This is a genomic window from Planctomycetia bacterium, assembly GCA_034440135.1.
Classification (GTDB): domain Bacteria; phylum Planctomycetota; class Planctomycetia; order Pirellulales; family JALHLM01; genus JALHLM01.
On sequence record JAWXBP010000224.1, the window covers coordinates 1 to 26,025 of the forward strand.

The following is a 26,025-nucleotide window of genomic DNA, read 5'->3' on the forward strand; positions in this document are numbered from 1 at the left end:
CGATGCGGCCCTTGGCGAATATCGCCTGGTCGCGTTGACCATGACTCAACCGCCACGCACCGATGAGCAGCGCCTGTTGGTGACCGCGCCGGTGAGCCGAGATTTGAACGCGGCGATTGCGTTTTCGCGAAATGACTACGCGCCCGGCGAGGAAGTCGGTGCACAGCTTCAATACTGGGGCGCCGAAGGCCGGTCCGCCGCTGGCGCGGAAGTCACGTTGCGCGCCAAAGTCGCCGACCAAGATGTGTGGAGCGACCAGGTGCGGCTCGATGATTTCGGCCAAGCCAGGGCGTTGTTCGTCTTGCCCGTGGAGTTGAACGGGGATGCCACCTTGACCGCGGTGGCCGATCTCGGCGGCGAGCAATCGTACGCCTCGGCGGGCATCCCGCTCGCCTCGACCGCTACCGAAGTGCGTTTCTATCCCGAAGGTGGCGAGTTGATCGCCGGCGTTGAGAATCGCGTCTATTTCTCGGTGTATGATCGTGCGAATCGCCCGCTCGATGTCTCGGGCGAGATCGTCGACGATCAACAACATGTATTGAGGGAAGCGAACACGATGCTGGCCGGTCGCGGCGTGTTCCGCATTTCGCCGCAAGCCGGGCGAACATACCGCCTGCACTTGGAGGGCGTGGACGACACGAACGCCTGGCCGTCGCTGCCGCTGGTGCGGAGTGATCGCTCGATTGCGCTCAGCATTCCGCAAGCCGTAATGGCTGCTGGCGAACCGATCCGCGCGACCGTTTACGACCGCTCCGGCGAAACGCCGCTCGTGGTCGCCGCGTACAATCGCGGCCGGCAAGTCGGGCAAGCGACGTTGGTCACCGCGCCGGGCAAGAACATCGTGCAGATCAATCCCGGCCCCGAAGCCGACGGCGTGCTGCGCATCGCGGCGCTCGATTGCTCGGAGGCTGTGCCGCGTCCAATCGCCGAGCGTTTGGCGTATCGCGCGCCGTCGCGCCGCTTGAACGTCGCGGTGCAAGGGCTTAAGAGCGACGTGTATTTGCCAGAAGAGCCGGCCGAGTTACAGGCGCAGCTAACGGACGAATCGGCGCGGCCGGTGGCGAACGCGGTGTTGGGCGTTTCCGTGGTCGATACCGACCTGCCGACGCCGCCCGGCGCACCACGCGGCAATCTGGAAACGTACTTCCGGCTGGCGAGCCAGTTGGAGCGACCGGAAGACTTCGATTTTGTCGACTTGCGCTTGGACGACGTGAAGGCGTCCGGCGAGGCGCTCGACTTGCTGCTCGGTACGCAAGGCTGGCGACGCATCGTCGCGGCGCCGGAACCTGACATGCTCGCGCAGCAGCAAATCCCAATTCCGGAGGCCGCCGTCACCGACGCGGCGAGTCTGCTGCTCTGGGACAACCTTGCGGAGATTCAGCCGCGCTACGAGCAGCGCGCCGCGCAACTGCGCAGCGAACAAGCGCAATTGCTGGCAGTGCTGATGATCTGCGGCGGCGCGGGCCTTGCGTTGACGTTGATTCTGGCGATGTTGTGGCGCCTCGTGGCCAGCCTGGAATGGTCGTTGCCGAGCCTGGCCGCTGCCGCCGGCTGTGTGGCGATCGGCGTGATGCTCGCGCGTTCCGGCGGCCAAGGCGCGCCGCCCCTGGCGCCCGTGGCGTTCGCCAACACGGCGGCGCCGGTGGAACTCGCGGCGGCCCCGAAACGCGCGGCCGCTCCCATCGCGTCCGACTTGCGTGACGAGAGCGTTGACGCGCCGGTCGAAGCAAAAGAAGCCAGCGGCGGAGTGGTGGAAAAAGGTGCAATGAGCAAAGCGGTCGCACCCGCTGCGCCGGTCGGCGAGGATTTCGCAAAGGATGCACTGGACGCTGCCACCCCGCCCCCATCAGCGGAATATTCCGATCCGCCGCCGCCTGCGCCCGTTGCCACAGAACCGATGAGCCGCGGCGCGGCAGCGGCGCCGTCGCAGCAGTCCGTCGTGACGGAACAAGTTCAGCAACGAGCGGCCGAACCTCCGCCAGCGGACATGGCTACCCGTTTTCAACTTCAGCGCACACTGACGCCCGGTGCGCGACCGCTGACGGTCGCGCGGTATTCGCGCGAAACGAGTGTGCTGCCGGAGACCGACGCCATTACCAGAATGAGCCGGTCGCACTACCGCCTCGCGGAGGACGAAACGCGTCAGCGCAGGGAAGCGGACACGCGCGAGACCGCGGATGCGAAATCTGCTCAGGATCGTCCGCTGGACGAAGCGGAACGGCTCTCGGAAGCGGCAATTGTCTTCGACGATGAAGCGACGAACACCGAAGTGTTTTTCATCCGTGAATATGCGCACGAACCGCCGGTGAGCAGCGACGCCAGTCATTCGACGTCCTCGGCGAGCTTGTATTGGCATCCCCTCGCGGTGACCGACGAAGAAGGCAAGGCGTCGTTCGCCTTTACGATGGGTTCCGCCGAAGCCGAGTACGCGCTCCGCATCGACGCCCAGGACGGTACAGGGCGCATCGCCGCTACCGAGAAAAAATTGCGTGTCGGCTATCCGGTCCTTATGGCGCAGACCCTGCCGACCGGCCTGACAGCCGGCGATCGGTATGAAGTCCCGGTGCAACTGGAGAACCAGACCGAAAACAAACAACAGGTCGCGATGAAGCTGTATGGCGAAGCGACCGCCGGCGGCGCCGAAGCTTCGGACACGTCGGTCGACCTGGAACCGAAGGAGCGCAAGCAGCTTTATCTATCGTTCCAGGCGGATCGCGTCGCGGGGACGACCATGTTGGGTTTGGAAGGCAATTCGGCGGCGCCGCACAACATGATGTTCAACGAGCAGGTCTCGCAGCAGTTCGCGGTCACGTCGGACGGCTATCCGGTCGTCGAAACGCAGTCCGGTTGGCTGGAGGGGAACCAGGAGATTTCGCTGCGCATTCCAGAGAACGCCGTGCCCGGTTCCTTGGCCGTGCGGTTTTGGCTCTATCCGAGCGTGACGGCTGATTGGGAACATGCCCGTGAAGAGCTCACCACGTTACCGCAAGCGAATCTGAACACGCAGTTCGCGCTCGCGCAGGCGAATTGGCGGCTTGGCAACTCGACGGCGATCTACACAGATCTCGCGGCGCTGTCGATCGCTCCCGTACAGGTGGGCCGCGCCGCCACGGACGCTAATCAGTTCCAGCAGTACTGGTCGTTCGGGAGTTTACTGGAAGGCGTCCAATACGCAAACAAGGCCCAAGGTCGAGGTGATTACGGCTTCCACGGCGGCTATGGAGGCGGAAGTCTCAGCCGGCAATCGTCCGGCAGCGGCCAGCGTGGATCCGCTTACGGCGTACAGAACGATCAGCTGATGCGACGATTGGGCGCCACGAGCGGCGCCTTGTCGGCGAATGATTTCGGCTACCCAGGGCTTGGCTTGGCGCCCAATGAAGTCGCTTTGGCCTGGTCGATCGGCAACAGCGACGTGGCGCAGGATGATGCGCTGCGCCTGCCTGAGCTAAAGGTCGCTGAAGAAGTCGCGCGCGAACAAAACGAACCGATCGCCGCGGGCGTCGTCGCTAACGGGCTGTTGCAGGCCGGCGATCAAGCGGCTGGAGAAACGCTGCTCGGTCAATTGGCCACGTGGCAGCAGAGCGACGGCAGCGTCCCCACGCCGCGAATGGAAGCCGGCAAGCCTGCCGCAAAAGAATCGGCGTCGACTGTGGCGAATACTTCAGTCGCGGCCTTGGCCTGGTTCAAATCGCCGGCGCATCAGGAACAAGCCAAGCAGGCGGTCAAATGGCTGGGAACCCAGCGCACCAGCGGCGGCTTTGGCTCCGCCGATGATACGTATCTGGCGCTGCGAGCGCTCGAAGCGCACGCGGAACATGGTTACCGCAACAGCGCGGCGGGCGAGGTCAAGCTGAACCTCGGTGAAGTTGTCGTGGCGGAACAATCGCTCACCGCGGACCGTCCTGGGCTGGTGGCCATGGAAAGCCTCGAATCGCGTTTGTCGCCGGGCGAGAACCGGCTGAAAGTTGCGTCGACGGCCTCTGACCCCGTGGCCTTCGGCGTGGAGGTGCGCTTCTATGCCGCCGCGCCCGCGAATGACGCGACGTTGCCGCTCGCACTTGAGACACGGTTTGACGCGGACAGCGTGGAGTTGGAGCAACTGCTCAAGCTGCGCGTCGAGGTCACGAATCGCGACGCCGTGGCGCGGGACTACGTCACGGCGGAAATCGGTTTGCCGGCCGGATTGGAACCCAATATCGACCAATTGGATGTGCTGCGCACCCAATCGCAAATCGATCACTACGAAACCCGCACCCGAACGATTATTCCCTATTGGCGTCGATTGGAAGCCGCGGAAGTCCGCCGCGTGGAGTTCGACCTGAAAGCGGTTGCCCCGGGTCAATTCACTGGCCCGGCGTCGAACGTCTTCCAACTCAACGAGCCGCAACGGCGCAATTGGGCCGCGCCGTTGAAGGTGGAAGTAAAGCAGCCAACGCAGCCAGCGCCATAAGCCGTAGGGCGGGCCGCGCGAGCACGACGGGAAGCTATGTGCTACGGCGCGGCACGAAATGATTGTTTTGGACTCCAAAAAGTAAGGCCCGCCGGGATCAACCTGGCGGGCCTTACTTTTCTGAGGATATCACGAAACGCGCGATTCAGCAGTTTTCAAGAACAATCAATTCCATCGCGAGCACGGCCCGCCCTACGAGTTTCCCATTCGCGATTTGGCTGGGCGGGACTAGGCCGCCCGCCGGCGCGGCCTATTGGCGAGGCGATCGACGTCCGCGCGGAGCAACGTGTCGAAACGATAGCCGTCCGGATCTTTGGACGGCTTCGCCCACAGCACAATTGCGTCGGCCGCCAGGGTTCTCGGCAAATAGAACCAGGCCCGCTCCAGCACTGCCGTGTCGGTGTCCTGCGCAATGACGACCAGTTCGATGCCGGTCAGTTCGTTCGCTGTGCGTGAAAGCGCCGCGAACGGGTCGCCGGGCACGAGCCGGATTTTGGCGCCGAGCGCCTTGAGCGTGCGATGGGCCTGCTTGAGCGTCAGCCCAGGCGTTTTCGAGGGGGCGCGGGACTCGAACGGGTCGATGCCGACGTAACTTAACTGGGAAACATCGACCGTCTGCGAGGCCAGTTCGATCATCCGCGTCGCGCGTTGCGCATTGCCGACGCCGATCTCGAGAAACGACCGCGGTTCCCGTTGGCGAATCGCCTGATACAGGGGATGGTCCGCGACGGGCTTGGAAAAGTGGGCAAGTTGCCAGTACCTTAGCCGCTTGAGGACCGCTTGCATTGCCGCCTCGCCTGTCTATCGTGGGGCTCAACTAACAAGCATATTCGGCCAAGTCGCCGCGATTGATGAGCACGAGCCGCGGCGGCGGACCGCTTCCGTTGGGCCAGCGCACTACGATCGTCACAGCTTTCCAAGCTCCCCATGCCAAATGATCCAGGCCAAGAATTGCCGCCGCGCACCACGCTCGTCACGGGCGGCGCCGGCTTTATTGGCTCACACCTGGTGCGCAACTGGTTGCAAGCTCATCCAGAGTTGCGGATCGTCAATCTCGACCGGTTGACGTACGCCGGCCACGTCGCGTCGCTCCGCGATCTCGACCGGCGACGCCAGGTGTTCGTGCAGGGCGACGTACGTGACCGGCGCCTGGTGGCCGGCCTGTTGCGGGCGTATTCGCCGGGCGCGGTGGTGCATCTCGCGGCGGAATCGCACGTCGATCGCTCCATCGACCGCCCCGCGGACTTTCTAGAGACAAATGTCGCAGGGACGTTGGCGTTGCTGGAAGCCGCGACCGAGTACTGGCGCGGGCTGGCGGAGGGAGAGCGAGAACGGTTCCGATTTGTTCAGGTTTCCACCGACGAGGTGTACGGGTCGCTTGGCGCGACAGGCGCCTTCACTGAAATCACGCCGTTCGCGCCAAATTCCCCGTACGCCGCGTCCAAGGCCGGAGCAGATCACCTGGCCCGTGCGTTTTTCCGCACCTATGGCCTACCGGCGCTCGTCACGCACTGTTCGAACAACTACGGATCGCATCAGTACCCAGAGAAGCTGGTTCCGCTCACCATTTTAAACGCGGCCGAGCGCAGGGAGTTGCCAGTGTACGGCGACGGCGGCCATGTTCGGGATTGGCTGCATGTGCTCGATCATGTCGACGCACTGGAACGTGTGCTCGAACGCGGCCAGCCGGGCGAGGCGTATAGCATCGGCGGCGGTGTGGAGCTGACGAATCTGGAACTGGTCGGCCGCATCTGCGACCTGGTGGATGCTCAACTCGCCGATGGCGGCCCCGCGCGGCGCGAGCTGATCCGTTTCGTCGCCGACCGCCCCGGGCATGATCGACGCTACGCGATCGACGGCGATAAGCTCGCGACGGAGCTTGATTGGAAGCCGAAGGCCGAATTCGATCGCGCCTTGCAATCGACCGTCGATTGGTATCTGAACCATCGCGATTGGACGGCGGCGGTACTGGCGGGACGTTACGATCGTGAGCGATTAGGCGTTCAATGCAGCCAGAAGATCGCCACTTGCATGTAGATCACGATGCCGACGATGTCGCAAATGCAGGACACGAAGGGATTGCTCATGATCGCGGGATCGAGTCCCAACCGCCGAAACAACAGCGGCAACATCGAGCCGGACAGCGTGCCGCAGATGACCACGAGCACGAGCGTGATGGGAATCACGACCGCGTGGCGCGGACTCGGAGCGCCAGTGCCCATCATGGCGCCGATGGTCGTGGCGACTACGTAACCGATCGCGCCCAGGAATGTGCCGAGGATTAAACCAGTGGCGATTTCGCGTTTGACGACGCGCCACCAGTCCCGGAGCGTGATGTCCCCGGTGGAGAGCGCGGTGATGATGAGCGTCGCCGATTGGCTGCCGGTGTTGCCACCGCTGGAAATGATCAGCGGCAGGAACAGCACCAGCCAGGCGACTTCGTCGATGGAGTGCTCGTAGCGCTTGAGCGCGAAGGCGGTAAGCAGCGCGCCGAAGAACAAGATCATCAGCCAGACGCCGCGTTTCCAGGCCAGCTCGAACAGCTTCGTGTCGATATAGCCGGTGCTCAACGGATTCACGCCGCCGATCCGCTGCGCATCCTCGGTGGCCTCTTCAACCACGACGTCGATCGCGTCGTCATGCGTGACGATGCCGAGCAAATGATGTTCCGAGTCGACGACCGGCAAGGCTAGAAAGTCGAACTTGGCGAACTTCTGCGCGACCAACTCCTGGTCGGCCGTCACGTCAACGGAAATCGCGTCGCGGCGCATGATGTCGCGCACCAGCGACTCAGGTTCGGTCAGGACCAACTGTCGCAACGACACCAGGCCGCGCAAGTGATCGTCTTTGTCCACCACGTAAAGATAGTAAATCGTTTCGAGCAGATCGGCTTGGCGGCGCACGTGGTCGAGCGCCTGGGCCGCGGTTTCCGATTCGCTGAGTCGGGCGAACCGCGTCGTCATCATTGCGCCGGCCGTGCCCTCAGGGTACGCCGCCAGGCGCATGATGTCGCGCCGTTCGTCGACTGGAATCAACGGCAGCAGCGCCTGCACGATCTCCGGCTGGACCTCGCTCAGAATGTCGACGCGTTCGTCCGCCGGCAGCCCGGAGATGAACTTGGCCATTTCCTCGAGGGCGACGGTCTCGAACATTTCGACCTGCCGGGGCAGCTCGAAATAACGGAAGATTTCGACCTGGCTGGCAGGATCGGTGTGTTGCAACACCCGCCAGGCTTCCGCCGCGGTCAGCCCCTCCATGAACTCGGCCGTTCGCGCTGGATGGAGCGCCACGCAGAACTCATGGAGCTCGACCGCGTTCCCCTCCGCCAGCATCTCGCGGAGTTCCGGCAGATAGAGGGTATTGGTCATAACGCCGAATTCCAGGTGCAGTCCGCCGCGCGCAGGGCAAGCCCAGTAGTATCTACCTTACGCCGCAAAGTGCCAAGGAGCGGCTGGTGAAATTGAGCCTCGCGCGGGATAGCGCACAGCCTGTGGGAGGCGTCTCCGACGCCGATGGAGTTGACGTCGTTTTGCGAGCGGAGATCGGCACGTCATCCACGTCCGTCATATCGGCGTCGGAGACGCCTCCCACAGGTTTCATTAGGTGCGGCGTTGGACATTTTCACGCAGCACAAACACCAGCCACCCGCTGACGTACACGGCGGCCATCAGCAGGAGCGCTTCCTTTTTTGAAGTGGCGAGCAGAAACACCCAGCCGAAGAGCGCCAATAAGCTTGGCAAGGGATAGAGCCACATGCGAAACGGCAACTGCATTCCCCGCTTGCGCGCGACGTGGATCGCAAAGATCTGCCCGATGAATTGAATCAAGATTCGCACGGTCACCGCGCCGTCGATGACCACGCTCAGCGGGAAGAAACAAAAGAATGCCGTCAAAGCACTCAACAGCGCGAGCGCCGGACCGGGAAACCCGCGCGTGGGATGCAGCTTCGCGAATGGCGCGAAAAAGTCGCCGTTTTTGGCCGCCGCGTACAGAATCCGCGAATAGCCGATCGACATCGCGAACAGCCCCGCCAGGCAGGTCCAAATGATCAGCAAGGTAAACGCATTCGCCGCCCGTTCGCCGTAGAGCTTTTGCATGAACGCGGCGGCGATGTTTTGGTGCGCGAGCGTGCCTTCCTTCACCGCCTCCTGCCAGGGCACGACGCCGATGAACGAGATGTTCATCGTCATGTAGATCGCGGCCACGATCGCGATCGAGGACAAAATCGCGCGCGGAATCGTCTTCTCCGGCTGCCGCACCTCGTCGCCCAGATGGCAGATGTTGTAGTAGCCGAGGTAGTCATACACCGCGACGGTCATCGCGCCGCCGAGGCCCATGACAAACTTGCCGTCGAGTTTCCAGGCGTTTTCCGGAAAGGTGATCAGCGAGGCGTCGAAGTTCTTCAATCCCAAGACGATCACCGTGCCCACGGCCGCGAGCACGCCCAACACCAGCACGGCGCTCAACCAGCCGAGCGATCGAATCCGCTGGCGCAGCGTCAGAAAGATGGCAAACACCATCAAGCTCGCGGGTAAGCCCACAACTACCTTCTCAGGTACGCCAAGAACTTTCATGTGCTCGGCGTAAGCTGGGGCCAGACTGCTCATGAAATTCGACGTGGCGATGTAGCCCGAAGCCACTTCGAGCGTGCCGGAGACGAGAAATTGCCAGACAAACAAAAATGGCAGCAGTCGTCCCCACGTGGAACCTGCGAACACGGTGCGCAAATAGTGATATGTCCCGCCGCTGCCGGGAAACGCCGCGCCCAATTCCGCCCAGATCAGCCCGTCGCACATCACCAGGATCATGGCGATGACCCAGCCGATCATCGCCTGCGGCCCGTGCATCGTGGCCAGAAACACGGGAATCGTGATAAACGGCCCGGCCCCCAACATATTGGCCACGTTGAGCGACGTGGCATGCAGCGTGTTGAGTCCCCGTTCAAGATGCGGCTGAGAAGCGTCGGACATGCAAGCTCGCGCGTCGCAATGATGGACTAGTCAGGTGCGGAACGATCGCCCAGTATCTAAGCGATGCGCGGCGGTCGCAAGCTCCGTCGCCGGGCATTCCGGTCGATCGGATCGCTCATCCTAAGGCTAGCTGGCGAGCGAACTTCCGTCACCGGCCCAGACGTTTATGCGTCGTTCCGGCACGGTTTACACCTATTCCAGGCGATCCCCGCTGTTATACTAACTAGACCTGGTTTGCCGATTCCAATTGCGGCCCCGGTTCGCGTTGTGAATCGAAGGGCTGTTCTTTCTCTCGCCATCCCGGCCTGGTGGACCACCAATTTGGTCCATTTCTGCGCGGCCCAGAATTACCTTCGGGCCGCCGCTTGCTCCTCGGGAGATGGGAACACATGGGAAAGAAGTTGTACGTCGGTAACCTCAGCTACCAGGTCACGAATTCAAGTCTCGAAGACCTCTTCTCCGAGCACGGCGCCGTCCGCTCCGCCCAGGTGATCATGGATCGCGACACGGGCAGCAGCAAGGGCTTCGCGTTCGTCGAAATGGCGGACGATCAGGCCGCCGGCAATGCGATCCGCGCCTTGCACGACAAGGAATTGGACGGCCGCCGCCTGGTCGTCAACGAAGCTCGCCCTCGCGAAGAAAGTCCCGCCGGCCGCGGTGGATTTCGCGGCCGCCGCTAACGATCCTCGGTCCAGTAGCGCCGTCGTTCACCAACAGCGAACGACGGGCACTGTGCCATGACGACACGGGCAGGCGAACTTGCTCGCGACATTCCATCGCTTTCGAGCGATGCGGTCACACCTTGTCCCAAGGAGACGCGGCGATGTCGATCAAGAAGCCCATTCCGGAACGCGAAGTACGCGGGCGACGCTTGTGCCCAGTTTGCAAGCAACCCTCGTATTCGGCCAGTGGAACCCACCCGCAATGCATGCAACGCAACAACGATATCCTCGCGAAGAAGGCGGCCGCCCTACTGCTGGCGCCGACTGGCTAGCGACTCCGACCACGGGCCGTTCGCCCAAAATGAACCTGAACGCTTGAGTTTTCGCACGCCCCTTTTTGAGACCGGACAATGAGTAAGGTATTGGACGAATCGACACGGCGCGAGGCCTTCCTGTCGCTGGTGAGCTTGCAGGACGGGGGCGTGGCTGTTATCACTTCTCGTGAACAAGTCGCGGCGAGCTATCAGATTTCGGTGTCGTTGGTGCAATTGATTGAGCGTGAGGGCCTGCGCAAGCAATGGCCGCCGCTCAACCGCGAGCAGCGCGATGCATTGCCCGAGGTCCTGGTGGGCGAGGCGGATCTGGCCACCCTGCGAGCGGCCGAAAAATCGGAGTGATTCATCGCCCGGTTCGCCGCCATTCATCTCATCGGTGACGTGCGGTTGCTCCGCGGAGACGTATTAAGCGACACCTCTGGAGACTCTGAATGGCCCAGCACAACCGCTTCAGCCACAATCGCAAACGGCCCAATCATGCCCCGCGCGCGGCCGTCGACAGGCCGGTCTTCGAGATCCCTCCGCGCAAGATCCCGACGGTGCTCGGCAAGTCGTTCGTGATCCTGGAAGACGCGAAGAAGAGCACTTTCGAGTATCGCAGCGGGGCCTGGGTGCCCTATGCTCTGACCATTGCTCAGTGCCGGGAGGAAGGGGAAGTCAAGGAACTCGCGCAGAAGATCAATAAAATGACGCGCTACGAAGTGCGGTTGCCCCTCTCGCACGAAGGTTAGCGGACGTCGGAACCCGGAACGAACATCGCCCTATGCAATTGGAACGCACGGACCGCGCTGGCGGCCACGTCAGGGATGATCATGTGAGTGCGACTTGCCTGGAGGCCGATCCCACCGAGCCACGCGCCGCGGGAAACCCGCGGGAACTGAAACGCGTATTGGCCGATCATCGCGGCCCCAGCAAGTCGGCCGCCGTCTGGCAGTTGGTCACGACGCTGCTGCTGTTCGTCATCGGCTGGGCGTGCATGTGGGCCTGCCTGCCGTATGGGTATTGGATCTCCCTGTTGATTGCCGTGCCGACTGCGGGCATGCTGATGCGGCTGTTTATCTTGCAGCACGATTGCGGTCACGGGGCGATGTTTGCGTCGACCAAGGTGAATCGCCTGGTGGGCGTGGCACTGAGCGCGCTGTCGCTGACCCCGTATCAATGCTGGCGCCGACAACACGCCCAGCATCATGCCACGAACGGCCAATTGGACCATCGCGGCGTCGGGGACGTGACAATGCACACGCTGGAGGAATATCGAGCGTTGTCTACGCGGGACCGCTGGATATATCGCATCTATCGCCATCCGCTGATTCTGTTCGGAATCGGGCCGCTGCTCTATTTCGGTGTCTATCAACGGCTGCCGGGACGCGTGCCGAAGGACTGGCCGCGCGAGCGAATGAGCGTCCATGGCACCAACTTGCTATTGGCCGCCGTGTTCGCGGCCATGGCCTGGCTGGTCGGCCCGCTCGTGTTCCTGAAGCTGCACCTGCCGGTGCTGGCCATGGCGGCTTCCGCCGGCAGTTGGCTGTTCTTCGTGCAGCATCAGTTCAATCCATCGTATTGGGAACACGACGACGATTGGGACTACCATCGCGCCGCGATCGACGGCAGTTCGTTTCTGGATCTGCCCCGCCCGCTGCGCTGGCTGACCGCCAATATCGGCTATCACCACATCCATCACCTGGATAGCCGGATTCCCAACTACGCCCTCCCCGCCTGCCATGCGGCCCATTCGGACCTGCGAAAGGTTGAACGCCTGACGCTCGTCAGCGCCCTCCGCTGTTCGCGCCTCAAGATTTGGGATGAGGAAGCGCGGGAGCTGCTCACGTTCCGCCAGGCCAAGCGGCGCTTGCAGTTGCCCGCGCATCGGCGCGTCGATCTGGCGGCGAAGTAGCAGGACTCCTCCACGCACCGTCTCGCGCGGATTTTTTCGCCCGGTCGGCCAAGAATCTTGAATCCAAACCGCCGCGTCGTCCGTCCCTATTCGGACTCTGGCGCGGCGCCTAGCCCAACTCGCGATTACTGATGCTTGGGGGCAGGAGCGGTCATTGCGAAGGGTGCCGCGCCGGGGTCTGCATTTGCGCGGTCAAAGTACCGCTTTTTCACGGCGTTTTGGCGAGCTCACCGCTTCGCCTACACGAGCGCCGGTTCCGGCACCGGGACCAGGCCGACTTCGATCGCCAACGCGCCCCATTCACAGGTGAACGGCACGCTGATCGGCGTCACGTTGGAGGGGAAGTGGATTTCGTGGCCGAGGCCGATAATCACGTTCGGCAGGCTGATTGAGAGATTCAGCTCTTCCAGTTTCGCCTTGGCGGCGCCGGCCACCATGTTGGTCAATTCACCCACGGCGTCGACCACGTCGCTGTTGAGCTCCGTGGCTTCCATCATCAGCATCGCCGAGGCGGCTTTGATCGCCACCTCCTTCGAGAGGCTCAACACGACGGTGCCTACCGCCTTGCCTGAGAGGCCGATCACGCCGCTCACTTCGAACACCGGCGTCTCCGCCGACTTGAACGTCAACTGGCCGCGATGCACAGGGCAGTTGAGCATTGTGTCGAAGGCGTTCGCCAACGAGGTCATGAACGGGTTAATGTACTCGGCTTTCATGCTCTCGACGCCATGACAGGGTGCGGTGAGGGAATTCGTCCATACGCCCGGTATACGAAGCCACGGCCGTACTGAACGCGCACGGCCTCTTCCAGGATTCTCGTAACCCTAGGACGCGACCACGCGTTGTCAAACCACAACGAGGGCGAAACGTACGCCGCCGCGGCGCGATCCAACGGTTGTGCCGCTACCGCCGCCTGAAACGCGCCCCTACAACCGTTGCGTTACGCGCACCGGGTCATGGCGTCCAGACGTAGACCGCGCTTTGCCCTTGGCATTCGTCGACTTCCAAGCTGAGCCGCGTCGGCTGAAAGCCCAACCGCGCCGGCAGGGCCAGGAGCAGCCGCTCGCCCAAGTAGCGCGCCAGCAGTTCTGAGCTGGTGTTCTCCACCGGCAGCAGCACGCAATCGGTGCGTGGGAACACCCACCGTCGATCTCGAAACACCGCCTCTACGCTGGCGTCGTCGGCGGTGACTTGAATCAACGCATGCCGCGTCGGCAGCAATACGTGATGATCCAGCTCTTTGACCAACTCGCGCAGGATTTCGAGCGCGGTGATAAAGTCGACGACAAAATAGTCGCGATCCAGCGGCCCGTCCAATTCGGCCGTAACGCGGAAGTTATGCCCGTGCAGCGGCTCGCAAATGTCGCCCTGAAAGGTGACGAAGTGCGCGGCGCTAAACGTCAGATAGTCCTTCGTGAGCCGGACGCGATAAGACTCAGGCATCGTGGGAAGAGTTTGAAGTGTTCAGTTTCCAGTGTTCAGTAACATGCTACGTCACCTACTTCGTCTTCCCTACTCCCTTTTCTGCACCAACTCCAGCGGCGGCTTGAGCTTTCCGTCGCGAAGTAATGCAAACAGCCCTGCGGCGAGCAGGTCCGCCGTAGTGCCGGGGTTTCTTTGGTAGCCGTCGGAGCGGAGCCAGAAGTCCAGGTCGGCCAGGCCGTCTTCGTAGGCCACTTCGCCCGGGGAGCCTAGTGCCAAAACAGTGTCGGCGTGATCGGCGGCCTGCCGCGCTACTTCCGCGCTACACTTCCGCGCGATCAGGCTATCTGGATACGCGCTCATTAAGCGTAGCTGCGCGTGGACGACGGCCTCCAGCAGATTCCAGTCGCGCTCGACGCCGGCTAAAATCATCGGCGCGGCTTCGTTCAACACCAGATGGAAGCCGTCGACGTATTGCTTTGCGACAAGGTCCCGGTCCGCCGCGAGTCGCATTGCCGCGAGCAGATCGTCCGGCGGTGGCGCGGCAAGGTCGGCTTCGTCGACGCGTCCCATGCCGCCCGGTTGCGCCAGGCGAATCGCCGCATAAACGTCGCGGCAATCTTCAGCGTTGAGCGCCGCCAGCACGTCACGGACGCCGGAGGCGAGCGACGCTTCACCCGGCACGGCCGCCAGGGGCGCGATCAGCAGCACCGTGCCGAGATTGGTGTTCTTACCAACGAGCGCGCGGGTCGCCTGGATCGCCTGCAGGATCGCCGCGCCGACACGCAGCCCATTTGCCGCAGCGTCGATGGCCGGCGAAATCGCCAGGGCGCTTGCGCAGAAGTCCGGATAACTCATCTCGGCGAAATCGGCGCCGCGATGCACGTTGCCGGGCTTGGGCGCGGTGGCTTCGATCAAACACGCCAGCGCCGCGGATTGTCCGACGCTCAGCTTCGGGGCGCCACTGGTATTCGATCGGCTCATGGCGTGACCGCATCCCGATGGGCTGCGCCGACCGGATGCCGCTCAAGGAAATCGGCCACGAGCGGCACGATGCGCTCGTGCGCGTCCTCCACGACGTAGTGCCCCGCGTCCTCAAAACAATGCGTTTCCGCCGAGGGAAAAATCTCGCGGAAGCGTTCCAGCATCGCCGGCGTAAAGCACCAATCGCGCATACCCCAAATGAGCGAGATCGGCTTTCCAGCGAGCGTCGGCAGTCGCTCTTCAAGATGCAACAGCGTCGTGTAGCTCGGATGCCCGGCGTGCATGGGAATATCTTCGACGAAGCGTTGAATCGCCACGCGATGCGCCCAACTGTCGTAGGGCGCCAACAAGCCGGCGCAAACGTCGGGCGTGAATCGTGCCGGCTTTTCCGTGGCCATCCAGAGCGCGGCCCGGGCGAAGGCGTTGAAGCCGCGGACGGCGAGCGGCCCGAGCATCGGCATACGACAGACGCGAATCCGCTGCGGCATGGTCGGGCAACGAAACGCGGCCGTATTGAACAGCACGATGCGCGCAAATCGCTCCGGCATGTCGACCGCTGCGCCCAGCCCGATCGCGCCGCCCCAGTCGTGCGCCAGCAGCGTGATGTTGCGCAGGTCGAGCTTCGCAACGAGTTGTTTGAGATTCTCGACGTGCTGCGCCAGCAGATACGGGTAGTCCTGTGGTTTATCAGAAAGTCCGCAGCCGATGTGATCCGGCGCTACGAGTCGATACCGGTCGCGCAGCCCCAGAATCACACTACGCCAGTAGAACGACCAGGTCGGGTTGCCATGCACCAGCAACAATGGTTCGCCGCGTCCTTCGTCGACGTAGTGATAGCGACAGCCGTCGAGCGACAAGGTGTGCGAAGCGAAAGGATACAAGCCGCGCCAGTCAGACACATGTAGGTCAGGCTTTCCAGCCTGACGCTCTCCAAAACTTGCGTAATGCCACACTGTCAGGCTGGAAAGCCTGGCGTACAATTCGATGCATGCGGCGCACGGCCCTGGTTATCATCGGACACGGCACGCGCGACCCGCAAGGGGTCGCGGAGTTCCGGGAGCTCGTCGCCAAGGTGGCCGCTGCGGCGCCGGAATGGATTGTCGAGCCGTGTTTTCTCGAGCTCGCCGAACCCGATGTCGCGCGCGGCTTGGACCGCGCGGTCGAGCGCGGCGCGACCGAGGTTGTGGCCTTGCCGCTGCTGCTGTTCGCCGCGGGGCACGCCAAACGGGACGTGCCAGAATTGCTATTCGAAGCCAGCCACCGGCACCCGTCCGTGTCGTACCGGCAAGCCCCGCATTTGGGCTGCCACGCAGACCTCGTTGAGCTGTCCGCTCAGCGTTACCGCGAAAGCGATCCGCCGGCCGCGGAAAACACGTTGCTGCTCCTGATCGGCCGTGGCAGCTACGATCCCACGGCGAACGCCGAGATGGCGCAGTTCGCCCGGCTGCGTTGGGAGGCCGAACGCACTGCCTGGTATGAGGTCGGCTTCACAGCGATGGCGGAACCCGGCCTGGAGCGGGCGATTCAGGTCGCCGGCGCCATGCCGTTTTCTCACGTCGTGGTCCAGCCGCACCTGCTGTTCGCTGGCGAGCTTCTCGACCGGATCGGCGTCGCCGTCCGAGCGGCGGCGGACCGCTTTCCGGAGCAGTCCTGGTCAGTAACGCCTCACCTTGGCCCGAGCGACTTGCTGGTGTCCGCGGTGCTGGACCGCGCCCGCTGCAGTCCGCAAGCATTTGGCGGCGTGACACTTCCGCCGAAATGATCCGGCCGCGTCGGAACTTCTCTGGCCGACCAGACGTACAATAGGGATTGAGTGCCATAGGCGGCCGCCCCGGGGGAATCCGCTGTTTTGGCGACGGATGGACGTGCCCTTGCCCGGTTTTGGGCTTTGGAATACCATCCGGTTAAGCCTTTAGCCATTTTGGACTTAGCCCAAGGTCTGGGTCAGTTCCGGCTCCAAGAGGGGAAAGATAATGATGCGACGGATGAGCATGCGCGGTCGCGTAGCCACGGCGGCGATCTTCGGAGTGGTGTCGAGCGCTTACGCCTGGAGTTGGGCGGCCGATCTGACAGGCCCCAGCCCGTACGACCGCGTGATCACGCGTCGGATCACCAGCCTGATGGAAGAGGAACACCTCTCCAAGCACCCGCTGGACGACGAGATCTCGCAGCGCTTCATGGATCAATTCCTGAAGACGCTCGACCCGGGCAAGATGTACTTCTTGCAGTCGGACATCGACGAGTTCAATCAACAGCGCAACGACCTCGACGACCTGGTCAAAGACGGCGATACAAGCTTCGCCTTCAAAGTCTTCGAGCGTTTTCAGAAACGCGTGAACGACCGCCTGGCTACGATCGACGAGTGGCTCGCCGCGCCGCACGATTTCACCGTCGATGAAGAGATGGTGATCGAGCCGGATTTGATGACTTACTCCAAAGACGAGGCCGAGGCCCGCGAAAAGTGGCGGAAGCGCGTAAAGCTCGATCTGCTGGTCCAAAAAGGAGACAAGATCGAAGACAAAGAAGCTCGCGAGAAGCTGACTCGCCGCTACCACAGCCGCGCCAAGCAGTGGCAGCGCTTCAGCCGCGAGCAATTGATGGAGGTCTATCTGACGTCGCTGACGACGTCGTTCGACCCCCACACCAGCTACATGGGCCCGCATATGCTCGAGGAATTCGAGATCGATATGCGGCTCGAGTTGGAAGGAATCGGCGCGCTCTTGCAATTCGAGGACGGCTACACCGTCGTCAAGGAGATCGTCCCCGGCGGCCCCGCTGACTTGGACGGGCGCCTGAAGCCCAAGGACACCGTGATTGGCGTCGGACAGGGCGAAAGCGGCGACCTCGAAGACGTCGTCGAAATGAACCTCACGGACGTGGTCGACCGCATCCGTGGAAAGGGCGGCAGCATCGTTCGCTTGCAAGTCCGCCCGGCCGCTGGCGGCGAGTCGATCGTCTACGATTTGAGGCGGGCCAAGATCGAAATGAAGAACAGCGAAGCCCGCGGCGAGATCATCCAGGAAACCCGCGACAGCCACGACTACAAGGTCGGCGTGATCAATCTGCCGAGCTTCTATCGCGACATGAGCCGCGCTTCGCAACGCGCGGATTTCAAGAGCACCACGCGCGACGTGCGGAAGCTCATTGATGGATTCAAGACGCAAGGCGTGAACGCCATCGTCGTCGACTTGCGCCGCAACGGCGGCGGTTCGCTCGACGAAGCCATCGACTTGACCGGCTTGTTCATCAAAACCGGTCCCGTCGTGCAGGTGAAGGACTCAGACGGCAACGTCGAAGAGCTCGACGACAAGGATCCCGGCGTCGCCTGGGACGGTCCGCTCGTGGTTTTGACGAGCAAGTTGAGCGCCAGCGCAAGCGAAATCTTCGCCGGCGCCATTCAGGACTATGGCCGCGGAATCGTCGTCGGCGATCCGACGACGCACGGTAAGGGCACCGTCCAAAGTCTGCTCGACCTGGGACGCCAGGTGTTTCGCATTCCGAACGCCGCCAAGCTCGGGGCGCTCAAGATTACGTTCCAGCAGTTCTATCGCCCCAACGGCGACAGCACGCAGAACCGCGGCGTTGTGGCCGATGTTTCGCTTCCCTCGTTGATCAGCCAGCTCGATATCGGCGAATCCGATCTCGACTACGCCCGTGAATTCAACCAGGTGAAACCGGCCCGGTATGAGCGTTTCGGTCTGGTGAACGACGGAATGCTCGCGGAGTTGCGTTCGCGATCCTCGACGCGCGTCGACGGCTCCGAGGATTTCCAAAAGGTGAAGCGGAACATTACCAAGTTCCTGGAGCGCAAAGATCGGAAGACGATCACGCTTAACGAAGAGAAGTACTTGGCCGAGCAAGCGGAACTGAGCCGCGAGAAGCAGGAAGAGGAAGCCATGGAAGAACTGGGCACGTTCAACCGCCCGGTCGTGGACCGCGACTTCTACTTCAACGAAGCGCTGGCCATCACTTTGGATTACCTCACGCTTTCCGCCACCGTGGCGCGGAACTGATCGTAGTTAGCAAGACTCTCCAGCCGGCGTCGTCAACATCCGTTGACGGCGCCGGCTTTTTTTGTGGACCGCGGCGCGAGCGGAGATTGGGCCTGCGAAACACGCGAAACGACGCGAAAAAAGGAAAGGCAATAGAGCAAAGAAAAGAGTTTCTACCCCACAAAAAATAGTTAGGTGGACGAACTTCCTGTTCGTGTGTTTCGCGCCTTTCGTGGTTAACTCCTCGTAATCGCCGGCGCAACGCAATGCGCAGGTGTGGAGTGGCATTTCCCGCGTCGGGGATTCCTAACGCTTAGGCGCAGTATGCCGGGCTTTTTTCGTCCCGGGCATACGCTGGCCGTGGGTTTCGTGTTAAACCATGCTACACATGGATAGCAGGTTTTCCCCAAATGGGCGGCGGAGCCGTCGTTCATTGAACCGTATATCCCTCTGAGGAGTCGCCACCATGCGTCCAGTTTTCGCTCGATTGCTCTGCTTGTCCGTCATTTTCTGCGTTTGTATTTCAGCGCCTCGCTTCGCCTTGGCGGAGGGCTCGGAGATCTGGCACGTAAAAGCGGTCCATCCGGAAGGGGAATTGCTGGCCATCAAGGCGATCGGCAAGGCTGGGGAGTTGTACGACGTGAAAGCGATCGCCGAATCTGGCAATCGCCATATGCTGAGCATCAAGGCCTTCATCGATGGCAAGCCGATGCCGCTCAAGGTTTTGGCGAGCGACGACTTCTACGGACCAGTGAAAGCGCTCGACACCAAGGGCACCATCTACGATGTCAAGGCCATCACCGCCGACGGCGACAAGCTCGATGTGAAAGCCGTCTCCCGCTCCGGCAGCATCCTCGACATCAAGGCGATCGGCCCCCAGCAACGCTTCTTCGGCATTAAAGCAATCTCCCCCTCAGGGCACGTCTACGACGTGAAGGGAGTCAAAATGCTGGACGAAGCCATCGAGCAGGAAGTCAACGGCATCCCGATCCGCGCCCATATTAAGGCGCTGCCGCAAGTGGACTGAGCGCCACGGCACGCTGGATGAAGTGGTGGGAGTGGGGGAATGTCGAATGAATTGCAAACAGCGCGGCATGGCTGCACGACCATTCGTCGTTCAGTCATTCGGATTTGATTCGACATTCGGATTTCGACATTCGTCATTCGGCCTCATTCCTCTTCTTCCTCCAACAAGTCCGCTTCGGTCAGCGTGACGAAGCCCTTGGAATCGAGTGTATCTAGGGCGACGTCGATGTTGTCCACCATCAGCGCCACGGCCGGGCGGCCGCGCGGGCGGACCAGCAACGGATAGGCCTGGGTGATGTTCACCTCGGCCTGCAGCAGCGCCGTGCAGACGCGCAGCAGTGGTTGCGGGCCCTCGGGCAACTCGACGCCAATCAGGTCGCTTTCCACCATTGCCAGACCGGCGCGCTCCAGGATCTCGCGCCCTTGCTCGGGGTGGCTCAACAAGAATCGCACGAAGGCGCACTCGGCGCTATCGGCGATCGAAAACGCGACAATGCGGACGCGGCTCCCTTCGAAGCGGCGGACCACTTCCAGCAACTGGCCGACCCGGTTCTCCAAGAAGACGGTGAACTGGCGGATCGCCGGGTAATTGCGTCCGCGGGAGGTCTTGAAGCCGGTTCCGGCGCCTTCCCCAGTACTCATACGCAGGCCTCGCTCAAAGAACGCGCCGCAACGGCGGCAAAAATCGGGGCGCGAATGCCTAAACATAGGCAGAGAAGCATCTTCCGTCAACAACCGCAGTCCAGCATGCCGTGTGATCCGCGGCAAACTGTGGGAGGCGTCTCCAACGCCGATCGAGTGAGCGCCGCAATCGGCAAAACGGCCAGGCGAGCCAGATTGCGTTAACCATCGGCGTCGGAGACGCCTCTCACAACGTTTTCCGCGACCCAGAATTTTTGATGCGATCATTTCGATTCAATTGCGCCATCAATCTGACTACAGGAGCCCAAAACACGTGAAGCGATCCACAGGAATTCAGTTGGGCAACTCAGGAAAACGCCGGCAATTCCGCGAGCTTTGGAGAATTTGCACGATTGGTACGCCGATCGCTTTAAGTCGCGGCGAGTCATGAAGGGAGAAGCCGAACAGGGGCAGTGCTTTTTCTGACACGGGACTCGACATGCCACCGCGTCGGCCGCGAGAATCGCCGCCGCGGATTCTGTCTCACGAGGCAATGCGGCAATGACGCCGGATCGGCCATCGATTAATCGACGTTCGGACGACAGGGTTTGTCGGCGTTCGTCCACGATAAAACATGTGGCGGCCGGCGACTCAAAATGAGTCGCCGGCCGTTTCGCATTATGGCGTACTTGAATTGACGCTATACAAGTGCGAAAGCAGCGGTAATCGCATCGATGACTTTTTCTGTTGGCTCAATCCCGACCGATAGCCGAATCGTTCCGCCGTCGATGCCGAGGCGCGCCCGTTCCGTTGGGGCGAGGCCGCGATGGCTGGTGGATTCCGGATGACTGAGTGTGGTACTCAAGTCCCCCAGCGACGGCGCGAAGGGAATGCTGTTGGCCAACGCCTGAATGAACGCGGTGGCCGCCGGTCTTCCGCCCGCGAGCGTAAAGGTCACCATCGAGCCGAAGCCGCCGGACAAGTATTGTCGCGCGAGCGCATGCTCGGCGCTCGACGGCAGCCCCGGGTAGAAGACTTCTCGCACACCGGGCTGCTTCGTCAGTAATGCCGCGACAGCGAGCGCATTGGCCGACGCTCGTTCCATGCGCACTTCTAAGGTTCCTAAGCCGCGCAAGGCCAGCCAGCAATCAAAGGGGCTAGCAGCCAGTCCCCAGGTGGAGATTGCCGGGGGCACGCGCTCCCATTTCTCCTCCGCACCGCCGAGGAAACCGAGCACGACATCGCTATGTCCGTTCATCATCTTGGTCAGGCTTTCCAACACCAAGTCCGCCCCCCACTTGAGCGGCTGACACAGCGCCGGCGTCGCAAACGTGTTATCGACCAGCAGCAATGTCCCATGTGCATGCGCTAGCTTTGCCAACTCGGCGATATCGGCAACGTGCAATAGCGGATTGGAAATCGTCTCGATCACAAGCAGCTTCGGCCGAGCAACGAGCGCGGCGGCGACTTTATCGAGACAGGAAGTGTCCACCATCGTTGCGCAAACGCCGAATCGTGCGCATTCTCCGGCCAGCAGGCGAATGCTCTTACCATAGAGCTGATCGCTGACCAGCAAGTGGTCGCCCGATTTCGTGAGGGCCAACACGGCGGCCGCCAGCGCGCTCATTCCCGAGGCGCAGACAGCGCCGCGCTCGGCGTCGTGAAGTCGTCGACAATGCTCGGCCAAGGCCTCCGCATTGGGATGCCCGTCGCGCGCGTAGGCGAAACCGGGTGTTTCACCGCTGAGAACCGCGTCGGCGTCGTCGGGATCCCGCATGCGGTAGACAGCGGACAACTCAATCGGGGGGATGAGTGGGGCATGCGATCGCATGCGCGACTCATCCGACAGCGGGGGGGTGCGTTGTTGATCGGACATGGTAGGAGTGCCAAGAAGTGTTTGCCATCGGCGTCGGAGACGCTTCCCACAGCTTCGTATCCCCATGCAGCGATTCGATTCGCTCACGAGCGCGCGGCCTTTTTTTGTCGTGGTGTATTCTTACCTTTGCGCGACGGCGTGCATAGAATTCGCGTGGCTCAAGGAAGTTACGAGCTGGCGACGATTCGCATGTCGAATCACGTCGCGCGGGCAAGGACGCGTGTTTCGTCGAGCGAGACGCGTCGATGTTAATTTAGGCAAGATGATTGGCGGGCAGTGGGCCGCTTGTTTTGCCCTGTCGTCATTTCTTTCCAATTAGCAAGCCATGCGTTTTTCTTGAAGAAATCGTGGTAGAATTCGTTGGATTTCCTGGTGACTTTCGAGGATAATTGTTCGGACTATTGAAGGCAGCCGCTTCTTTGAGAAGCCGTGGCACCATAGCGGGAGGATCATGCCTACCTTCGCCTCCGCAACACGGCACGCATATGCGCGCGGCACTTCAACAGGATCGATGAACCAGGAACTGGACGTGTGGGCTTGCCGAGCAAGCCTGGCACGTCCTTGTTTCGTCGGCGGATCGCACAACGTGTGGATCGCACGAGCCGTAACCAGGGGTGGCCCGCCAGGGGACATTCTTGTTGCGCCTCGGGTCTAACCCGGACCGTAGTGTGAAGCTCAGTTTGCCTCGCGTGACCCCGACGACAGTGTGACGCACTGTCTTCCCTCGCACATTCGTAGGAGCGAACCCTTGTACGACGTACTGCTGGACGAATTGGAGGACGAAGGTACTCCATCGCACGAGGACGCCGACCGCCTGGTCGAGAAGGTCCACGACGACGTGGACATCGATCTCGACGATGACGTGGAGGACCTCGATCTCAATAGCGAGATCGATCCTGATTTGGAATTGAAGCAAGACGAACTGCTGCCGGCCAGCGACGACAACGAAAGTTGGTCCGACGACCCGGTGCGCATGTACCTGACGCAAATGGGCGAAATCCCCTTGCTCACGCGCCAGCAGGAAATCTCGCTCGCCAAGGAAATCGAAATCACCCGGGCGCGGTTCCGCCGCCGGCTGCTGGAATGCGATTTCGTCATTCAACAGGCGGTGAAGATTTTGCGCCGCGTCGCGAATGGCGAGTTGCCGTTTGACCGCACGGTGCAGGTCTCCGTGACCGATCGCCTGGAGAAAGAGCAAATCCTCGGGCGGATGCCGCACAACTTGCGGACGCTCGAAGTGTTGCTCAAGCGCAACAAGCGCGACTACCGCATCGCCACCAGCAAGTCGCACAAGGTGGCGGAGCGTAAGCACGCCTGGATGCGCCTGGGATATCGCCGCAAGCGAGCCGTGCGCCTGGTCGAGGAGTTGGGACTCCGCACGCAGCGGATCGAACAGATGATTCCGACGCTGGAGCAGTTCAGCCGCCGGCTGGATTCGCTCAAGGCGCAGATCGACGTCTATCGCAAGAACAAAACGCCGGTCGACCAATACGCGGCGCTCCTCAAGGAGTTCCGCACCATCCTCCGCGCCACGCAAGAGACGCCGCAGAGCGTGCGGCATCGGTGTCGCGATTTGAAGGTGACGTACTCGCAATACCAGAAGGCCAAGCGCGGCCTGAGTGAAGGCAATCTCCGGCTCGTCGTGTCGATCGCCAAGAAGTATCGCAACCGCGGCCTCAGCTTCCTGGACCTGATTCAGGAAGGGAACGCCGGCCTGATGCGGGCGGTGGACAAGTTCGAGTATCGCCGCGGCTTCAAGTTCTGCACCTATGCCACGTGGTGGATTCGCCAGGCGATCACCCGGGCCGTGGCGGATCAGAGCCGCACGATTCGCATTCCGGTCCACATGGTCGAGACCATGTCGAAGGTCCGCAACGTCTCCCGGCAGTTGCTCCAGGATCTCGGCCGCGAGCCGACGATCGAAGAGACCGCCCGGGCGGCCGGCACGCCGATCGACGAGACGCGACGCGTGCTGGCGATGAGCCGGTACCCGATCAGTCTCGATCGTCCGGTGGGCAACAGCGAAGACAGCCACTTCGGCGACCTGCTGCCGGATCAAGGCGCGGAAAACCCGGCGATCGGCGCCGCGCAGGAAATGCTCCGCGGCCGCATCAACAAGGTGTTGAAAACACTGAGCTACCGCGAACGCGAGATCATCAAACTCCGCTACGGCCTCGGCGACGGCTACAGCTACACGCTGGAAGAAGTCGGCCACATCTTCAAAGTGACCCGCGAACGCATCCGCCAAATCGAAGCGAAAGCGGTGCGCAAACTCCAACAACCGAGCCGGGCTCAGGAACTGACTGGGTTCTTGGATTAGCTATTGCTGAGTTGCGACAAGTTGAAATTACGAACCAGCCCTGGGCGATGCCTGGGGCTGGTTTTTTTGTGGGCAAATTGCGAATCAAGCCCAGGCGTCACATCGAATCACTCCAAAACGCCAAGATTCTCCGCATTCTAATCGCTTTTCCGCCGTTCGCGAGCGATAGCATTCGTTGGCACAACGTTACTCTTTGGTAGTACTTCGGGGCCAAAGTAGTACAAAGTTGTACTTTGCTTGCGACTCCAATCACCAACTGAGAGCGACAATTCCATGTGCAACTACCTGCGGGCCTCCTTACCGATTCTCCTGCTATTTCTCGTCGCTTCGGCCACGCTTTGCCAGCGCGGAATTGATCGAAACTGACGTCGTACTGAATGATGGACGAGCCACTTTGGACACAGAAACCAACTTGGAGTGGCTCGACTTCGATGTAACACGAGGTTACTCGGTGGCGAGCTTTTACGAAGGTCCTTATTCGCAATTCGGATTTCGACACGCAAAACTTCAAACTCCGACAGTATCGAACTCCGTCTCCATTTCGCGCCGCCTTACCCGCAAAACCTCAAACGCGTGTTCATCCTTCACATTCATCTCGCTCACGCGGATGTCTTCGTCGATATCGAGCCACGTGAACGACGGGCGGGAGCGGCCGACCAGTAACCGTGTGCAGGCGGTGCCGGCGGTGAGGTAGAACGAATCTTCCAGCCGCCACAGCCAGGGTTGGTGCTTGTGGCCGGTGAGGACGAAATCAACGTTCAGTTCCGTGCAGAGGCCGAGCAAGTCGCCAGCGTCGACCGGCAGATTGCGTTCGCGGCCGGTGCCCGGAATCGGCAGCAGGTGATGATGCAGTGCCAGGAACCGCAGCTTCTTGGCGGAAAGCTGCTTCCTGATCGTCGCATAGTGGCTGCGGCCGATGTGTCCGTCGTCGATGTCCGGCTGGCTGCTGTCGATGCCGCAAATCGCCAATTCGTCGTTCTCGTACTGCGGGTAGCGCGTGCCGAAAACCTCCTCGAAGATCTCGTAGCCGGAGTTCCGGGCGTCGTGATTGCCCGGCACGAACAGCTTGACCGGCGCCTCGAACTCATCGCAATAAGTGAGCGCCGCCTCGTACTCGTGCTCATACCCGTCGTCGACCAGGTCGCCCGTGAACACGATGATGTCCGGCCGAAGCTCATTGACCATCACCCGGGCGCGGTCGGCCCATTCCGGCACAAAGCCCACGCCGCCGACGTGCAAATCCGACAAATGACAAATCCGCATGACCTAGTTTCCTTGTTCGATTCCACGCTTGTTTTGCTCTCTCAATACTACGCGCCGCATGTCAGACGACGGTAAGCGTGGAATGAGGAATGGATCAAGGCGGCGCAAAGACTTCGCTTTACTTCCGAAGGTGGGGGTTGGAGAATGGGCGGATGGCGGGGGATTCACCACGGAGAGCACGGAGGACACGGAGTGGGGGAGGATGTGGGA

Annotated in this window: 21 protein-coding genes; 11 read left to right on the forward strand and 10 right to left on the reverse strand. The window is 61.7% G+C overall.

What is annotated here, in order from left to right; all coding sequences use genetic code 11:
• Positions 1 to 40: 40 nt before the first annotated feature.
• Complete coding sequence (locus SGJ19_13045; GenBank protein MDZ4781173.1) at positions 41 to 4,450, forward strand: alpha-2-macroglobulin family protein; 4,410 nt, start codon at positions 41 to 43, stop codon at positions 4,448 to 4,450.
• Positions 4,451 to 4,678: 228 nt separating this feature from the next.
• Here the strand turns inward: SGJ19_13045 and SGJ19_13050 are convergent, their stop codons facing one another.
• A complete protein-coding gene (locus SGJ19_13050; GenBank protein MDZ4781174.1) occupies positions 4,679 to 5,236 on the reverse strand; it encodes a hypothetical protein in 558 nt (185 codons plus the stop codon).
• A gap of 141 nt (positions 5,237 to 5,377) precedes the next feature.
• Between SGJ19_13050 and rfbB the strand changes: the two genes are divergently transcribed.
• On the forward strand, positions 5,378 to 6,487 hold the full coding sequence (rfbB, locus tag SGJ19_13055; protein ID MDZ4781175.1) for a dTDP-glucose 4,6-dehydratase: 1,110 nt from the start codon (positions 5,378 to 5,380) through the stop codon (positions 6,485 to 6,487).
• Here the strand turns inward: rfbB and mgtE are convergent.
• Entirely contained in the window at positions 6,454 to 7,818 is a 1,365-nt protein-coding gene (gene mgtE, locus SGJ19_13060) for a magnesium transporter (GenBank protein ID MDZ4781176.1), read from the reverse strand. The genes rfbB and mgtE overlap by 34 nt on opposite strands.
• A 231-nt stretch (positions 7,819 to 8,049) precedes the next feature.
• Positions 8,050 to 9,420 (reverse strand): APC family permease, encoded by a 1,371-nt coding sequence (locus tag SGJ19_13065; GenBank protein MDZ4781177.1) that lies wholly within the window; start codon positions 9,418 to 9,420, stop codon positions 8,050 to 8,052.
• Between the two features lie 389 nt (positions 9,421 to 9,809).
• Here SGJ19_13065 and SGJ19_13070 point away from each other — a divergent pair, with 389 nt between their 5' ends.
• The 5 genes from SGJ19_13070 (at position 9,810) to SGJ19_13090 (ending at position 12,311) form a co-directional block, all read left to right on the forward strand.
• On the forward strand, positions 9,810 to 10,100 hold the full coding sequence (locus tag SGJ19_13070; protein MDZ4781178.1) for an RNA-binding protein: 291 nt from the start codon (positions 9,810 to 9,812) through the stop codon (positions 10,098 to 10,100).
• 143 nt (positions 10,101 to 10,243) lie between these two features.
• A complete protein-coding gene (locus SGJ19_13075) occupies positions 10,244 to 10,414 on the forward strand; it encodes a hypothetical protein (GenBank protein MDZ4781179.1) in 171 nt (56 codons plus the stop codon).
• Between the two features lie 78 nt (positions 10,415 to 10,492).
• The gene (locus SGJ19_13080) at positions 10,493 to 10,759 is read left to right on the forward strand and encodes a hypothetical protein (protein ID MDZ4781180.1); all 267 of its coding nucleotides are present in this window, start codon (positions 10,493 to 10,495) and stop codon (positions 10,757 to 10,759) included.
• A gap of 89 nt (positions 10,760 to 10,848) precedes the next feature.
• Positions 10,849 to 11,148, forward strand: a complete 300-nt coding sequence (locus SGJ19_13085; protein MDZ4781181.1) for a hypothetical protein — start codon at positions 10,849 to 10,851, stop codon at positions 11,146 to 11,148.
• Positions 11,149 to 11,180: 32 nt separating this feature from the next.
• Positions 11,181 to 12,311 (forward strand): fatty acid desaturase, encoded by a 1,131-nt coding sequence (locus tag SGJ19_13090; GenBank protein ID MDZ4781182.1) that lies wholly within the window; start codon positions 11,181 to 11,183, stop codon positions 12,309 to 12,311.
• Between the two features lie 239 nt (positions 12,312 to 12,550).
• On the opposite strand, the gene SGJ19_13095 is transcribed toward SGJ19_13090, so the two are convergent.
• The 4 genes from SGJ19_13095 to SGJ19_13110 all read right to left on the reverse strand — a co-directional run bounded on the left by SGJ19_13095 (position 12,551) and on the right by SGJ19_13110 (position 15,616).
• A complete protein-coding gene (locus tag SGJ19_13095) occupies positions 12,551 to 13,027 on the reverse strand; it encodes a chemotaxis protein CheX (GenBank protein ID MDZ4781183.1) in 477 nt (158 codons plus the stop codon).
• 238 nt (positions 13,028 to 13,265) lie between these two features.
• Complete coding sequence (locus SGJ19_13100; protein ID MDZ4781184.1) at positions 13,266 to 13,754, reverse strand: 6-pyruvoyl tetrahydropterin synthase family protein; 489 nt, start codon at positions 13,752 to 13,754, stop codon at positions 13,266 to 13,268.
• A 69-nt stretch (positions 13,755 to 13,823) separates the two neighbouring features.
• Positions 13,824 to 14,717 carry a triphosphoribosyl-dephospho-CoA synthase gene (locus tag SGJ19_13105; protein MDZ4781185.1) on the reverse strand — a complete coding sequence of 298 codons (894 nt, stop codon included), beginning with the start codon at positions 14,715 to 14,717 and terminating at the stop codon, positions 13,824 to 13,826.
• Entirely contained in the window at positions 14,714 to 15,616 is a 903-nt protein-coding gene (locus SGJ19_13110) for an alpha/beta fold hydrolase (protein MDZ4781186.1), read from the reverse strand. The genes SGJ19_13105 and SGJ19_13110 overlap by 4 nt, the downstream gene beginning before the upstream one ends.
• Positions 15,617 to 15,705: 89 nt before the next feature.
• Between SGJ19_13110 and SGJ19_13115 the strand changes: the two genes are divergently transcribed.
• The 3 genes from SGJ19_13115 (at position 15,706) to SGJ19_13125 (ending at position 19,736) form a co-directional block, all read left to right on the forward strand.
• A complete protein-coding gene (locus tag SGJ19_13115; protein MDZ4781187.1) occupies positions 15,706 to 16,479 on the forward strand; it encodes a sirohydrochlorin chelatase in 774 nt (257 codons plus the stop codon).
• A gap of 211 nt (positions 16,480 to 16,690) precedes the next feature.
• Entirely contained in the window at positions 16,691 to 18,730 is a 2,040-nt protein-coding gene (locus tag SGJ19_13120; GenBank protein MDZ4781188.1) for a carboxy terminal-processing peptidase, read from the forward strand.
• Between the two features lie 445 nt (positions 18,731 to 19,175).
• Positions 19,176 to 19,736 carry a hypothetical protein gene (locus SGJ19_13125; GenBank protein MDZ4781189.1) on the forward strand — a complete coding sequence of 187 codons (561 nt, stop codon included), beginning with the start codon at positions 19,176 to 19,178 and terminating at the stop codon, positions 19,734 to 19,736.
• A 143-nt stretch (positions 19,737 to 19,879) separates the two neighbouring features.
• On the opposite strand, the gene SGJ19_13130 is transcribed toward SGJ19_13125, so the two are convergent.
• Positions 19,880 to 20,377, reverse strand: coding sequence for an acetolactate synthase (locus tag SGJ19_13130; protein MDZ4781190.1), 498 nt, complete (start codon positions 20,375 to 20,377; stop codon positions 19,880 to 19,882).
• Positions 20,378 to 21,056: 679 nt separating this feature from the next.
• Complete coding sequence (locus tag SGJ19_13135; GenBank protein MDZ4781191.1) at positions 21,057 to 22,187, reverse strand: aminotransferase class I/II-fold pyridoxal phosphate-dependent enzyme; 1,131 nt, start codon at positions 22,185 to 22,187, stop codon at positions 21,057 to 21,059.
• Positions 22,188 to 22,980: 793 nt separating this feature from the next.
• Between SGJ19_13135 and SGJ19_13140 the strand changes: the two genes are divergently transcribed.
• Positions 22,981 to 24,552 carry a sigma-70 family RNA polymerase sigma factor gene (locus SGJ19_13140; GenBank protein MDZ4781192.1) on the forward strand — a complete coding sequence of 524 codons (1,572 nt, stop codon included), beginning with the start codon at positions 22,981 to 22,983 and terminating at the stop codon, positions 24,550 to 24,552.
• Between the two features lie 507 nt (positions 24,553 to 25,059).
• On the opposite strand, the gene SGJ19_13145 is transcribed toward SGJ19_13140, so the two are convergent.
• Positions 25,060 to 25,815, reverse strand: coding sequence for a metallophosphoesterase (locus SGJ19_13145; GenBank protein ID MDZ4781193.1), 756 nt, complete (start codon positions 25,813 to 25,815; stop codon positions 25,060 to 25,062).
• Between the last annotated feature and the right edge of the window lie 210 nt (positions 25,816 to 26,025).

What these genes read in the sequence shown, in the direction of transcription:
- SGJ19_13045 (MDZ4781173.1), top strand. Translation starts at nt 41, where the DNA reads ATGACTCAACCGCCACGCACCGATGAGCAGCGCCTGTTGGTGACCGCG.
- SGJ19_13050 (MDZ4781174.1), bottom strand. Translation starts at nt 5,236, where the DNA reads ATGCAAGCGGTCCTCAAGCGGCTAAGGTACTGGCAACTTGCCCACTTT.
- rfbB (MDZ4781175.1), top strand. Translation starts at nt 5,378, where the DNA reads ATGCCAAATGATCCAGGCCAAGAATTGCCGCCGCGCACCACGCTCGTC.
- mgtE (MDZ4781176.1), bottom strand. Translation starts at nt 7,818, where the DNA reads ATGACCAATACCCTCTATCTGCCGGAACTCCGCGAGATGCTGGCGGAG.
- SGJ19_13065 (MDZ4781177.1), bottom strand. Translation starts at nt 9,420, where the DNA reads ATGTCCGACGCTTCTCAGCCGCATCTTGAACGGGGACTCAACACGCTG.
- SGJ19_13070 (MDZ4781178.1), top strand. Translation starts at nt 9,810, where the DNA reads ATGGGAAAGAAGTTGTACGTCGGTAACCTCAGCTACCAGGTCACGAAT.
- SGJ19_13075 (MDZ4781179.1), top strand. Translation starts at nt 10,244, where the DNA reads ATGTCGATCAAGAAGCCCATTCCGGAACGCGAAGTACGCGGGCGACGC.
- SGJ19_13080 (MDZ4781180.1), top strand. Translation starts at nt 10,493, where the DNA reads ATGAGTAAGGTATTGGACGAATCGACACGGCGCGAGGCCTTCCTGTCG.
- SGJ19_13085 (MDZ4781181.1), top strand. Translation starts at nt 10,849, where the DNA reads ATGGCCCAGCACAACCGCTTCAGCCACAATCGCAAACGGCCCAATCAT.
- SGJ19_13090 (MDZ4781182.1), top strand. Translation starts at nt 11,181, where the DNA reads ATGCAATTGGAACGCACGGACCGCGCTGGCGGCCACGTCAGGGATGAT.
- SGJ19_13095 (MDZ4781183.1), bottom strand. Translation starts at nt 13,027, where the DNA reads ATGAAAGCCGAGTACATTAACCCGTTCATGACCTCGTTGGCGAACGCC.
- SGJ19_13100 (MDZ4781184.1), bottom strand. Translation starts at nt 13,754, where the DNA reads ATGCCTGAGTCTTATCGCGTCCGGCTCACGAAGGACTATCTGACGTTT.
- SGJ19_13105 (MDZ4781185.1), bottom strand. Translation starts at nt 14,717, where the DNA reads ATGAGCCGATCGAATACCAGTGGCGCCCCGAAGCTGAGCGTCGGACAA.
- SGJ19_13115 (MDZ4781187.1), top strand. Translation starts at nt 15,706, where the DNA reads ATGCGGCGCACGGCCCTGGTTATCATCGGACACGGCACGCGCGACCCG.
- SGJ19_13120 (MDZ4781188.1), top strand. Translation starts at nt 16,691, where the DNA reads ATGATGCGACGGATGAGCATGCGCGGTCGCGTAGCCACGGCGGCGATC.
- SGJ19_13125 (MDZ4781189.1), top strand. Translation starts at nt 19,176, where the DNA reads ATGCGTCCAGTTTTCGCTCGATTGCTCTGCTTGTCCGTCATTTTCTGC.
- SGJ19_13130 (MDZ4781190.1), bottom strand. Translation starts at nt 20,377, where the DNA reads ATGAGTACTGGGGAAGGCGCCGGAACCGGCTTCAAGACCTCCCGCGGA.
- SGJ19_13135 (MDZ4781191.1), bottom strand. Translation starts at nt 22,187, where the DNA reads ATGCGATCGCATGCCCCACTCATCCCCCCGATTGAGTTGTCCGCTGTC.
- SGJ19_13145 (MDZ4781193.1), bottom strand. Translation starts at nt 25,815, where the DNA reads ATGCGGATTTGTCATTTGTCGGATTTGCACGTCGGCGGCGTGGGCTTT.